The sequence below is a fragment of the Pseudomonas sp. NPDC088322 genome (assembly GCF_044740745.1).
GTDB classification, from domain to species: Bacteria; Pseudomonadota; Gammaproteobacteria; order Pseudomonadales; family Pseudomonadaceae; genus Aquipseudomonas; species Aquipseudomonas shirazensis.
The window spans coordinates 575,823-588,385 of the sequence record NZ_JBIURK010000005.1 but is presented as its reverse complement, the minus strand read 5'-3'; the positions used below and the strand labels follow the sequence as shown (position 1 = coordinate 588,385).

General features: G+C 63.7%; 11 protein-coding genes. 7 read left to right on the top strand and 4 right to left on the bottom strand.

The genetic code is table 11. The annotated features are described in order from the left end of the window. Positions 1 to 28: 28 nt before the first annotated feature. Positions 29 to 334 carry an NIPSNAP family protein gene (locus tag ACIOAU_RS16460; RefSeq protein WP_101320879.1) on the bottom strand — a complete coding sequence of 102 codons (306 nt, stop codon included), beginning with the start codon at positions 332 to 334 and terminating at the stop codon, positions 29 to 31. Positions 335 to 486: 152 nt separating this feature from the next. On the opposite strand from ACIOAU_RS16460, the gene ACIOAU_RS16455 reads away from it, so the two are divergent. Next, positions 487 to 2,847, top strand: coding sequence for an FdhF/YdeP family oxidoreductase (locus tag ACIOAU_RS16455; RefSeq protein WP_188036312.1), 2,361 nt, complete (start codon positions 487 to 489; stop codon positions 2,845 to 2,847). Between the two features lie 135 nt (positions 2,848 to 2,982). Beyond that, complete coding sequence (locus ACIOAU_RS16450) at positions 2,983 to 3,624, top strand: LysE family translocator (protein ID WP_101320875.1); 642 nt, start codon at positions 2,983 to 2,985, stop codon at positions 3,622 to 3,624. 10 nt (positions 3,625 to 3,634) lie between these two features. On the opposite strand, the gene nhaB is transcribed toward ACIOAU_RS16450, so the two are convergent. Then, positions 3,635 to 5,137 carry a sodium/proton antiporter NhaB gene (nhaB, locus tag ACIOAU_RS16445; protein ID WP_188036311.1) on the bottom strand — a complete coding sequence of 501 codons (1,503 nt, stop codon included), beginning with the start codon at positions 5,135 to 5,137 and terminating at the stop codon, positions 3,635 to 3,637. A gap of 217 nt (positions 5,138 to 5,354) precedes the next feature. On the opposite strand from nhaB, the gene ACIOAU_RS16440 reads away from it, so the two are divergent. After that, a complete protein-coding gene (locus ACIOAU_RS16440) occupies positions 5,355 to 6,167 on the top strand; it encodes a crotonase/enoyl-CoA hydratase family protein (RefSeq protein ID WP_101320871.1) in 813 nt (270 codons plus the stop codon). A gap of 35 nt (positions 6,168 to 6,202) precedes the next feature. Beyond that, positions 6,203 to 7,033, top strand: a complete 831-nt coding sequence (gene nudC, locus ACIOAU_RS16435) for an NAD(+) diphosphatase (RefSeq protein WP_150569890.1) — start codon at positions 6,203 to 6,205, stop codon at positions 7,031 to 7,033. Here nudC and ACIOAU_RS16430 read toward each other — a convergent pair. Both ACIOAU_RS16430 and ACIOAU_RS16425 read right to left on the bottom strand, forming a co-directional pair. Continuing rightward, on the bottom strand, positions 7,001 to 7,780 hold the full coding sequence (locus ACIOAU_RS16430; protein WP_101320867.1) for a TSUP family transporter: 780 nt from the start codon (positions 7,778 to 7,780) through the stop codon (positions 7,001 to 7,003). The two genes, nudC and ACIOAU_RS16430, sit on opposite strands and share 33 nt — an antisense overlap. A 106-nt stretch (positions 7,781 to 7,886) precedes the next feature. Further along, on the bottom strand, positions 7,887 to 9,227 hold the full coding sequence (locus ACIOAU_RS16425) for a glutamine synthetase family protein (RefSeq protein WP_188036310.1): 1,341 nt from the start codon (positions 9,225 to 9,227) through the stop codon (positions 7,887 to 7,889). A 136-nt stretch (positions 9,228 to 9,363) separates the two neighbouring features. On the opposite strand from ACIOAU_RS16425, the gene ACIOAU_RS16420 reads away from it, so the two are divergent. From ACIOAU_RS16420 to ACIOAU_RS16410, 3 genes are all read left to right on the top strand, one after another. After that, a complete protein-coding gene (locus ACIOAU_RS16420) occupies positions 9,364 to 10,251 on the top strand; it encodes a LysR substrate-binding domain-containing protein (protein ID WP_101320864.1) in 888 nt (295 codons plus the stop codon). A gap of 96 nt (positions 10,252 to 10,347) precedes the next feature. Further along, positions 10,348 to 11,457 carry an agmatine deiminase gene (gene aguA, locus ACIOAU_RS16415; RefSeq protein ID WP_188036308.1) on the top strand — a complete coding sequence of 370 codons (1,110 nt, stop codon included), beginning with the start codon at positions 10,348 to 10,350 and terminating at the stop codon, positions 11,455 to 11,457. After that, positions 11,457 to 12,554: an extracellular solute-binding protein gene (locus ACIOAU_RS16410; RefSeq protein WP_188036307.1), complete on the top strand. Its 1,098-nt coding sequence runs from the start codon at positions 11,457 to 11,459 to the stop codon at positions 12,552 to 12,554. The genes aguA and ACIOAU_RS16410 overlap by 1 nt, the downstream gene beginning before the upstream one ends. Positions 12,555 to 12,563 lie beyond the last annotated feature (9 nt).

The following is a 12,563-nucleotide window of genomic DNA, read 5'->3' as shown; positions in this document are numbered from 1 at the left end:
AGGGGCAGCAGACGCTGCCCTGATGCACTTACTCGAACACGGGGCGCATGAAGCTGCGCTCGTAGCTGAGGATAAAGCGCTGTTCGGTTGCCAGGGCAAATGCGGCCTGGCACTCAGGGTCGCTCTCAGAGTCCTTGCGGTACTGCTCGTAGGCGGCAAGGCTGGGGAAGCTGAACTGGCAGTAAGCGATATTGCTCGCGCCCTCGGCGGGCAGCAGATAACCGTGATGGGTGCCGCCCATGCGATTGACCAGGCCGATCCATAGCCGCGCGTAGGCCTCGAATGCAGGTATCTGATAGGGGTCGATAACGTATTTCAGGTGGCAGGTGATCACAGCTTCAATCCTTTGCGTGAGGGAACTCGGCCGCCCACAGTAGCCGGATCGACCGTTGGCGTCGACCCGCCGCAACCGCCCTGAACTTTAGCCCTCAGTCTCGCCTCGTAATATCTAGACAAATCCTCTGATCCAGCCAGCCGAGGCACGCCATGTCGTCGCTTATTCATCCGCACGCCCGCTTCAAGCCCTATCACTCGGCGGCGGGAGGTTGGGGGTCGGCGCACTCAGTGATGACCATCCTCTGGCGTGAGCAGGCCTTGGACAAGTCACCCAAGGCGCTGTTCAAGCAGAACAAACCGGACGGCTTTGCCTGCGTCAGTTGCGCCTGGGCCAAACCGGGTAATCCGCATGCGCTGGAGTTCTGTGAAAACGGCGCCAAGGCTACTGCCTGGGAGCTGACTTCGTTACGCACCAAACCTGAGTTCTTCGCACGGCATACCCTCAGCGAATTGCGCAGCTGGAGTGACCACGACCTTGAACAGCATGGGCGCCTGACCGAGCCGCTGCGCTATGACCGTGCCAGTGATCGCTATCTGCCGGTGAGCTGGGAGCAGGCCTACCGTGAAATCGGCCAGACCCTGCGCAGGCTGTCGCCCGAGCAAGTGGTGTTCTATGCCTCGGGGCGGGCTTCGCTGGAAGCCTCGTTCATGTACCAGCTGTTTGCCCGTGCCTACGGCAGCAACAACCTGCCGGACAGCTCCAACATGTGCCACGAGAGCACCTCGGTTGGCTTGCAGGAGAGCATTGGCGTGCCGGTCGGCACCGTTACCCTGGAAGACTTCGAGCAGACCGACTGCATCTTCTTCTTCGGCCAGAACGTCGGCAGCAACAGCCCACGCATGCTTCACCCACTACAGCATGCGCGCAGGCGTGGGGTGCCGATCATCACCTTCAACCCGCTGCGCGAGCGCGGCCTGGAGCGCTTCGTCAACCCGCAGTCACCGCGCCAGATGCTTGGCCCAGACTCTACGGTGATCAGCAGCCAGTATCATCAAGTGGCCATCGGCGGCGATCTGGCGGCGGTGCTTGGCATCAGCAAGACGCTGCTGGAGATGGACCGCGTGGCACATGTCGAGGGCCGGCCGGCGGTGCTCGATCATGCCTTCATCGCCGAACATACCGAGGGATTTGCCAGCTTTGTCGAACAGGTCGACAGCTACAGCTGGGCTACGCTCGAGCAGCGCTCGGGGCTGGCCCGCGCGGCGATGGAAGCCGCCGCCACGGTATATGCCCGCAGTGAGCGGGTGATGCTGGTGTTCGGCATGGGCATGACCCAGCATCGTCATGGCGTGGCCAACGTGCAGATGCTGGTCAACCTGTTGCTGCTACGCGGCAATATCGGCAAGCCCGGCGCCGGTGTGTGCCCGGTGCGTGGCCATTCCAACGTGCAGGGCCAGCGCACAGTAGGGATCACCGAAGACCCGGCCAAAGTGCCGGTGGACAAGATTGAAGCGCTGTTCGCCTTCAAGGTGCCCGAGCAGATGGGGCTGGCTACCGTGGATACCTGTGAGGGCATCCTCGCGGGCTCGGTGAAAGCCTTCATCGGTCTGGGCGGTAACTTCCTCCGGGCTATCCCGGACACCTCGCGAATGGAGCCGGCCTGGGCCAACCTTCAGTTGAACGTGCAGGTCGCCACCAAGCTCAACCGCACCCACTTGCTGCCGGGGCGCGATGGCTGGTTGCTGCCGTGTCTGGGGCGTATCGAGATCGACCGCCAGGACGGTGTGGCGCAAAGCTACAGCACCGAAGACAGTACCGGCTGCCTGCATGGCTGGCGCGGCACCGCGGAGCCGGCCAGCGAGCACCTGCGCGCCGAAGTAGCGATCATTGCCGGGCTGGCCGAAGCGACCCTGACCGCGGGGCAGGCGAACATCCCCTGGGACGCCTGGCGCCGTGACTACGCGCTGGTACGCGAGGCGATCGCAGCGGTGTATCCGCAGATCTTCCACGACATGGAAACCCGCATGTGGCAGCGCGGTGGTTTCCATCGGCCGCTGCCGGCCTGCGAGCGCCAGTGGCAGACCGAATCGGGCAAGGCGCAGTTCGTCACGGCCGGGCGCCTGGATGAGGATGATGACGTATCCGTCAGCCCTGAGCGGCGTGATGTACTGCAGTTGATGACGCTGCGCAGCAACGATCAGTTCAACACCACCATCTATGGCTACGATGACCGCTTTCGCGGCGTGCATGGCACTCGCAGCGTGGTGTTCATGAACCACAGCGACGTCACTCGGCTGGGTTTTGCCCCGGGCGACTGGGTCAACCTGCGCACCGCCGTCGAGCCTGACGTGCGCCGCGAAGTCGGGCCGATGCAGATCATCGCCTACGACATCCCCGCAGGTTGCGCGGCGGCGTATTACCCCGAGTGCAACGCATTGATCCCGCTGTGGCATCACGCCGAACGCAGCAAAGTGCCGGCGGCCAAGTCGGTGCCGGTGACGCTGCATCCTGGGCAGCCCTCGGCGCAGGATCTGCAGCGCGCACTGCCCAAGGGCGAGCAGATTGCTTGAATGCTGCGAGGGCTCTGTATGGCCTGATTCAGGGTCATCTGTAACTTATGCGGGGTGAGTGAGTGCTTTAGCATCGGAGCCTCTTGTGCACAGTCAAGCGCTGCAGCACCTCACTTGCTTATCGGGTTACACGCCATGGACAGCCACTCGCTACTTGCCTACACCCTGGTCGCCGCGATCGCCATTGCCAGCCCAGGGCCGGCCTCGTTGATGGCGATCAACAACAGTATTCTGTACGGCGCACGTTCGGCGATCTGGTCATCGCTGGGCAATGTCAGCGGGCTGTTCTGCCTGTCGGCTGCGGCGATGCTCGGCTTGGGCGCGCTGCTGGCCAGCTCGGAAGTGCTGTTCAACGCGGTGAAGATTCTCGGTGCAGCCTACCTGTTCTATCTCGGCGGCAAGCAGCTGCTGAAGAAGAATCCGATGCTGGCGGAGGCGGGCGCAGCACCGGTGAAGGTGCTCAGGCCGACGCGGCTGAAACTATACAAGTCGGCGTTTCTGACCGCAGCGACCAACCCCAAGGCGACCATGTTTTTCACCGCCTTGTTTCCCCAGTTCATCGATCAGGGCGCGGCATTGCTGCCGCAGTTCTTGATCCTGACCGCGATCTTCATGGCGTTGTCGCTGCTGTCGCTGGCGGTCTACGCCAGCCTCGCAGCACGGGCCAAAGGCGTGCTGACCCGGCCGCAGTTTGCTCGCTGGGTCAGCCGGGTGGTGGGCACTACCTTCATCGGCTTTGGCGCTGCGATCCTGGCCATGCGGCGGCAGAGCGCCTGAACACTGCCGGTTACAACCAGTAGGTCACCGCATACCAGCCCAGGCCGCCCATGACCACGGTGTAGGGCAGCGCCATCCACACCATGCGCCCGTACGACAGGCGCACCAGCGGCGCGATCGCCGAGGTCAGCAGAAACAGAAACGCTGCCTGGCCATTGGGCGTGGCCACGCTGGGCAGGTTGGTGCCGGTATTGATCGCCACCGCCAGGGTCTCGAAGTGCTCGCGGCTCATGCGTCCGTCGATGAACGCCTGCTTCACTTCGGTGATGTAGATGGTGGCAACGAACACGTTATCGCTGATTGCCGAGAGCAAGCCGTTGGCCAGATAGAGCATGCCCGGTTGTTGCTCGGGCGGCAGGGCCAACACCGCTGCGATCAACGGGCTGAACAGCTGCTGCTGGTGGATCACCGCCACTACCGCAAAAAACACCACCAGTAGCGCGGTGAATGGCATGGCGTCCTGGAAGGCACGGCCCAGACGGTGCTCATCGGTGATACCGGTGAAGGCCGTGATCAGCACTATCACCATCAGGCCGATCAAGCCGACTTCGGCAATGTGCAGGCCCAGGCAGACAATCAACAGCAGCGCCGCCAGCCCTTGCACCCACAGTGCCAGGCGCTGGGCCGGCGTGCGTGCGGCATCGTCCTCGGCCGCGTGGGTGGCCAGCACCTGGCGCACGCGCGTCGGCATCAGGGTGCCGTAGCCGAACAGGCGTAGCTTTTCCAGCACGACGCAGGTCAGCAGGCCGGCACCCAGCACCGGCAGCGATACCGGCGCGACCTTGAAGAAGAAGTCAGCGAAGTGCCACCCCAGCTCATGCCCGATCAGCAGGTTCTGCGGCTCGCCGACCAGCGTGCAGACGCCGCCCAGCGCGGTGCCGACAGCGCCGTGCATGAGCAGGCTACGCAGAAAGGTGCGGAACTGGTCAAGGTCTTCGCGGTGCAGCTGGGCGACCTGCTGGTCGCTGCCCAACTCCGAGTCTTCACGTGGATTGGCACCGGAAGCGACCCGGTGATACACCGCATAAAAGCCGACTGCGGCACTGATAATCACTGCCGTTACCGTCAGTGCATCGAGAAACGCCGAGAGGAACGCTGACAGTACGCAGAACAGCAGCGCCAGCACGGTCTTGCTGTGCACCCCGAGCAGGATCTTCGAAAACAGGAACAGCAGCAGTTCCTTCATGAAGTGAATGCCGGCGACCATGAACATCAGCAGCAGAATCACCGGGAAGTTGTGCAGTAGTTCGTCGTACAGCGCCTGGGCGGTGGTCAGCTTGAGCAACAACGCCTCGATCAGCAGCAGCCCGCCTGGCATCAGCGGGTAGCACTTGAGTGCCATCCCTAAGGTGAAGATGAACTGGATCACCAGCAGCCAGCCCGTCGCTACCGGGCCTAGAGTGGCCAGCACCAGCGGGTTGAGCAACAGGAACAGGCAGATTACCGCCTTGTACCAGCGCGGCGACTGGCCAAGAAACGAATGGGCGAGGGTGCTCGGCAGGGAGCGTTCCATGAATTTGTATCCTTATGATTCTGCAGTCGCGCACGGTGCCGCAAAGCACGCTCATTGCGCAACTGTAGGAGCGGCCTTGTGTCGCGAAAGGGCTGCAAAGCAGCCCCGGACGTCCTCAAACCAGGCGCAGTATTCAGAATCCAGCAGACCTTAAGCAGATGACCAACAGGTGCGCTATAGTCCGGCGCAGACCCCATTTGCCACCAGAGTGCCACCGATGACCGACTACACCGCGTTCACAGTCGAACTGACCGAAAACATCGCTCACGTGCAGATCAACCGCCCGGAAAAAATCAACGCGATGAACGCGGCGTTCTGGCAGGAAATCATCGAGATCTTCCAGTGGATCGATGACACCGATGCGGTCCGCGCAGTGGTCATCAGCGGCGCCGGCAAGCACTTCTCGTCCGGCATCGACTTGATGATGCTGGCCTCGCTGGCCAACCAGCTGGGCAAGGACGTCGGCCGCAATGCGCGCTTGCTACGCAAGACCATCCTCAACATGCAGGCGTCGTTCACCGCCGTCGACAACTGCCGCAAACCGGTGCTGGCAGCGATCCAGGGCTACTGCCTGGGCGGCGCCATCGACCTGATCTCGGCCTGTGACATGCGTTATTGCAGCAGCGACGCGCAGTTTTCGATCAAGGAAATCGACATGGGCATGGCCGCCGACGTCGGCACCCTGCAGCGCCTGCCGCGGATCATCGCTGATGGCGTGATGCGCGAAATGGCCTACACCGGGCGCCATGTCGAGGCGCAGGAGGCGCACCAGATCGGCCTGGTCAACCGGGTTTACCCCGATCACGCGGCGCTGCTCGACGGAGTCTTTGCCATTGCCCGTGAAATTGCGGGAAAATCCCCCATTGCCGTGGCCGGCAGCAAGCAGATGCTCAATTACATGCGCGAGCACAGTATCGCCGATGGCCTTGAGTACATTGCGACCTGGAACGCCGCCATGCTGCAGTCCGAAGACTTGCGGGTCGCCGTCGCGGCTCACATGAGCAAACAGAAACCGACGTTCGCCGACTGACCGAGGCGGTGGACGCGCTTGAAGGAAAGCCCACCATGTCAGCACGCTGGACTAGCGCAGTACTCGACCCCAATGTCGCCGGAGGGCTGGCCGTGGCCCGCGGCCCGGACGGGTTTCTGCTGGACGATAACGGCGTGCTGTTCCCGCGTGAATGGCTCAAGCGCCAGGACCTGGACATCCTCTGCGAGCACGGCATCGGTCACTTCGACGGTGAGCCGGTGTTCCTGCTGGAGCTGCGTAGCACTGCTGATGTGAGCGGTTGCGGTTGGCGTGGCCTGCGCCAGTTCATGCTCGAAGGCGACTTCGATATCTACAAGCTGCTTGGCTACGCGGCGCAGATCGGCACCTGGGCGCGTGAGCATCGCTTTTGCGGCAGCTGCGGCCAGGCCATGACCCAGATCCACTGGGAGCGGGCCATGCACTGTGCCCGCTGCGACCTGCGCAGCTACCCGCGCATTTCGCCCAGCATGATCGTGCTGGTCACCCGCGGCGACGAGATTCTGCTGGCGCGCTCACCGCGCTTTGTCACTGGCGTGTACAGCACCCTGGCCGGGTTTGCCGAGCCGGGCGAGTCGGCTGAGGACTGCCTGGTGCGTGAAGTGCGTGAAGAGGTGGCGGTAGAGGTGAAGAACATCCAGTACGTCGGCAGCCAGTGCTGGCCGTTCCCGCACTCGATGATGCTCGGTTTTCACGCCGAGTACGCCGGTGGCGAGATCGTCATGCAGCCGGACGAGATCGAGGATGCGCAGTGGTTCAACGTGCATGCCCTGCCGCCACTGCCGGCCGGGCGTTCGATTGCCCGGCACTTGATCGATCTGTATGTGGCGCGCCGCTTAGGCCTGGCCGAACCAGTGCTGCCAGGCTAGGCGCACGGTCAGCGCCAGGACCACAGTGATGAATACCGGGCGGATGAACTTGCTGCCGCCGCTGATTGCCGTGCGTGCGCCAAAGAACGCCCCGACCATCACCGCCAGGCCCATGGCCAGGCCCACGATATAGTCGACCTGACCAGAGGCGATGAACACCGTCAGCGCCGCCGCGTTGCTGACGAAGTTCATGCTCCGCGCCACACCACTGGCGCGGACCAGATCGATCGGATACAGCAGCAGCGTGCTGACTGTCCAGAACGCACCGGTGCCTGGCCCGGCGACGCCATCGTAGAAGCCCAGGGTGAAGCCCTGAGGCAACTGCCAGGTTTTCTTGATCGGCGCATCGGCGTCCAGCGGCGCCTTTGGCGTGCCACCGAACAACAGGTAGATGCCACAGGCAAACACCACCACCGGCAGCATCTTGTTCAGCCACTCCGCCGGCAGGTAATGGGCGATCACCGCGCCGAGCAGGGCACCTACCAGGGTGCCGAACAGCGCCGGACGCCACTGCGCCGGGTGGAACAGCTTGCGCCGGTAGTAGGTGAAGCCGGCGGTGGCCGAGCCGAAGGTCGAGCTGAGTTTGTTGGTGCCCAGCACCAGATGCGGCGGCATGCCCGCGGTCAGCAGCGCAGGGGTAGTCAACAGACCACCGCCGCCGGCAATGGCGTCGATAAAGCCGGCAACAAAGGCAACCAGTGTCAGGATCAGCAGCGTCAGCGGTTCAACGGAGAGTTCGAAAGGCATGAGGATTCGGGCTTAGCGGCAGTGCGCGGCAAAAGGCCGCGGCAAAGGCTGCCATGGTAAACGCCAGCGTCGGGTGTGGCCAGTATCGAGGCGGTTTAGCCGCCCGCTACAGGAACCAGTGATACTCGCGTGCGCTGACTTCATTCATGAAGGCCAGGTGGTCCTGGCGTTTGTTTTCGCAGTACACCTTCACAAACTCCTCACCGAGCCCGGCACTGACCGCAGGATGCGCTTGCATCGCGGCCACCGCGCTAAGCATGTCCTTGGGAAAGTCGATGCCGCTGGTGCGATCATCATTGAGCGGGGCAATCGGCTCTTGTCGGGCCGCCAGACCTTGCTCCATGCCACAGAGGATTGCCGCCAGCACCAGGTACGGATTGGCGTCGGCACCGGCCAGGCGATGCTCGATGCGCAGGTTGCGTGAGTCCGACTCGGGGATGCGAATGCACGCGTCACGATCTTCAAAGCCCCAGCTGGCGCGGCTGGCGGCGTTGACCATGGCGCCATAGCGGCGAAACGCATTGTGGTTGCCGGCAAAGATCGGCATGCACTGCGGCAGCAGCGCCAGGCAGCCGGCCACGGCATGGCGCAACGGCCGCTGCTGGTCGGCGGCGAGCACGTTGTTGCCGCTGCTGTCGTAAAGGCTGACATGCACGTGCATGCCACTGCCGGGTGCCTGCAGGTAGGGCTTGCTCATGAAGCTGGCGCGCAGGCCGTGCTTGCGCGCCACACCGCGGCTGCTGCGGCAGAACAGGGCGGCCCAGTCGGCGGCGCGCAGGCCGTCGTCGCAGTGGCCGAAGTTGATCTCGAACTGACCCGGGCCGAGCTCTGCGGTGATGACGTTGGCATCGACGCCTTGGGCGTTGGCGGTTTCGACCATGTCGTGCAGCACTTCGCAGAAGCGCGACAACCGCTCGATATGCAGGTTGGGCTGGTCATCGCGATCGCCACTGACCGGGTCGCGGGGAAACTGCGGCAGGCCGTCCTGCAGCGCGCGGTCGAACAGGTAAAACTCCAGCTCGAATGCAACCACCGGGCGAATGCCCCGCGCCTGCAGACGCTGCAGCACCCGGGCGAGGACCTCGCGCGGCTCGAACTCTATGGGCGCATCGGTGCCGTCGGAGCTGATCAGCATCTGCCCGAGTGGCTGCTTTTCCCAGCTGACCGGCTTGAGCGTACCGGGGATCAGCCGGCGCAGTGCATCCGGGTCGCCATCGTTGAAGCAGTAATCGCCAATCGGGAACAAGCCACCCTGGGCACCGAGCAGCACGCAGTTCTGCGGCAGCTTCAGCGGGCTGCCGGCGGCGAGCTTTTCGAGCATGTCGATGGGGTAGCGTTTACCGTAGAAATGCCCGGGGATGTCCAGGCTGATCAGGTCGACATAGCGCACTTCGGGGTGTTGGCTGCGAAACGCGCGGACTTCGTCCAGCAGGGTAGTGGGGGTCATTGCGAGCTCTAGACGGCGCTGTGATTCAGCCTGAAAAATCTAGCAGCTGGTGCTGGTTTCGCCAGCAAGCTTGTATTTATTGCAACGCCTGGCTGATGCTGGCGATGCCCATCAGCCGCCTGTCAGGACTTCAACCATGCGCCGTCTGCCCTCGCTGACCGCCTTGCGCACGTTCGAGTGCGCCGCTCGCCATGGCCATTTCGGCCGGGCCGCCGCCGAGCTGTGCGTCACCGACAGCGCAGTCAGCCACCAGATTCGCCAGTTAGAAGCGCAACTGGGCGTGGCGTTGTTCGAGCGGGTCGGCCGCCAGGTGCGCCCGAGTGCTGAAGCCGAGCGCCTGCTGCAGCAGTTGCAACAGGCGTTCGAGTTGATCGGCAAGGCCTGTGACGAGCTGCGTGACCCGGCTTCGCAGGCAGTGCTGCGGGTTGCGGTTACGGCAGAGCTGGCGCAGAAATGGCTGATCAATCGCCTGGCTGACTTCAGTAGCCGCTACCCGCATATCACCCTGCATCTACTCGAACAGCCGATCAATGCCGGGGCGCCAGCGCTGGACGTTGACCTGGCGATCACCTACGGCACCAGCGCGCTGGACGCCAGCACGCACTTCGTGCGGCCGTTGCCGCTGCTGCAGTTCTTTCCAGTATGCAGCCCCGGCCTGTTCAACCAGAGCGCCATGAAGCGCCCGCGCGACCTGTTGCGCCACTGTCTGTTGCACGACGACCAGGACGGCAAGACCTGGACCTCGTGGCTGGCCACCCACGCCGAAGACGGCCAGCCCAACCGCCAGCTGTACTTCCCCCATGCGGCGTTGGCGCTGGAGGCGGCGCTGCTCGGCCAGGGCGTAGCCATGGGCGACAACCTGACCTGCCAGGCCGACCTGCAAAGTGGCCGGCTGGTGCGCCCGTTCAGCGCCAGTGTGACCGCGCAGGGGCAGTACGCGCTGGTCTGCGAACGCTTGCGGCTGGAGCGCGGTGCAGTGGGCGACTTCGTTGACTGGTTCATCGAACAGATCAGCGAACCGTGAATTCAATTCACCAATCGCTGAGTTTTCATCGTTGGATGTGCGTCCGCTGGCGGCGTAGCTTCGGCTCATCCCACCCAGTCACGACGAGGTTGACCCATGGCACGTTCGCTCAGCACTACCCCCAAGGCCGATGGTTTCCGCTTGCCCGGCGAGTTCGAAGCAAAGGCCGGCTGCTGGCTCGGTTGGCCGGAGCGGCCGGACGTGTGGCGCAATGGCGCCAAGCCGGCGCAGCAGGTGTGGGTCGAGATCGTCAAGGCGATTGCCAGCAGCGAGCCGGTCACTGTGTGTGCCTCCGCCGCGCAATACGCCAATGCCCGACGCTTGCTACCGGAGGCGGTGCGGGTAGTGGAGATGACTTGCAATGACACCTGGTTTCGCGACAGCGGACCGTGCTTCGTGGTCAACGATGACAGCGGCGAGGTACGCGGCGTCGACTTCGAATTCAACGCCTATGGCGGCCTCGACGGTGGCCTCTACTACCCATGGGACAAGGACGACCAGATCGCTCGCAAGGTCCTCGAGATCGAAAACCTGGACCGCTACCGTGCGCCGTTGATCGCAGAACTCGGCGGCATCCAGAGTGACGGCCAAGGCAGCCTGCTGACCACCGAGCAATGCCTGCTCAACCGCAATCGCAACGCTCATCTGGGCAAAGCAGAAGTGACCCGGCGCCTGCAGGATTACCTTGGTGCCGAGCAGGTGATCTGGCTGCCACGTGGCTGCAAGTTCGATGAAACCGACGGCCATGTCGACGACCTGGCCTGCTTTGTACGGCCCGGCGAGGTGGTGCTGCAATGGACCGACAACCGCGATGACCCGCAGTGGGAGATATACCAGGAAGCCTACGACATCCTGCGCAGCACCCGCGACAGCCGCGGCCGTGAGCTCAAGGTGCACAAGCTGCCCCAACCCGATGTGCTGCAGTGGACCGCTGCCGAAGCCGCCGGGCTGGATCAGGTCGACGGCACGCATGTGCGCGAAGCCGGCACGCGGATCTGTGCGTCTTACATCAACTACTACGCCGGCAACTCGGCCATCGTCGTGCCGTTGTTCGGCGACCGCAATGACAGTGTGGCCCAGGCGACCCTGGCAGAGCTGTTCCCGGGCAAGCGCATCATCGGCATCGAAAACTCGCGCGAGATTCTGCTCGGCGGCGGCAACGTTGCCTGCATCACCATGCCGCAATACGCCGGAGGGCCTCGCTGATGAAAGCCTCTGTGCTGGCACTTGGGTTGGCGCTGGCCGGCAGCGCGGCGGCGGGGCACGCCGCCGATGCGGCGCAGCACACCGTCAACCTGTACATCTGGGGCGAGTACTTGGCGCCAGACACGCTGAGCAATTTCGAGAAGGAAACCGGCATCCGCGTGGTCGCCGACCACTTCGATTCGCTGGAAACCGCCGAAACCAAACTGCTGACCGGGCGCAGCGGCTATGACCTGGTGCTCAGCGCCGGTCAGCACCTGAGCCGGGCCATTGCCAGCGGCGCGTTGCAGCCGCTGGATAAAAGCCGGCTGCCCCATCTGCAGGGTGTGGGCGAGGAGTTTCGTCAGCACATGGCCGTGTTCGACCCCGGCAACCGCTATGCCGGGACCTACGCCTGGGGCACCACCGGGGTCGGTTTTCAGCAGCAGGCCGTGACCGCACGCCTGAGCGATGCGCCGCTGGACAGCTGGGCGATGCTGTTCGACCCGGCGGTGGTAGCGAAATTCGCCGATTGCGGGGTGAGCCTGCTCAATGACCCCAACGAAGTGTTTGCCGCAGTGATGCGCTACATGGGCCTGGACATCAATCAGCAGCGCCTCGAGGACCTCAAGCTGGCCGAGGCACAACTGCGCAAGATCCGCCCGTACATCCGCTACTTCGACAATGACCGCAACATCAGCGACCTGGCCAACGGCGAGACCTGCGTGGCGATGTCGTGGAACGGCAACGTGGCTATCGCCCAGGGCCAGGCGCAGCAGGCGGGCAAAACCTACAGCCTCGATTACCGAATCCCCAAGGAGGGCACGTTGATCTGGCTCGACGCGCTGGTGGTGCCCAAGGACGCACCGCACCCGCAGGCGGCCTGGGCCTTGATGGACTACCTGATGCGCCCCGAGGTGATCGCACCGATCACCGACACCATTCACTACGCCAATGCGATCAGTGCCGCCGACAACCTGGTCGATGCGCAGATCCGCAACGCCCCCGGCACCTATCCGCCGGCCGAGGTGCGCGCGCGGTTGTACAGCAAGAACGACAATGGCAAGCAATTCAACCGCGAACTGACCCGAGCCTTCAGCCGACTCAAGAGCGGCACCTGAGGCCAGGTC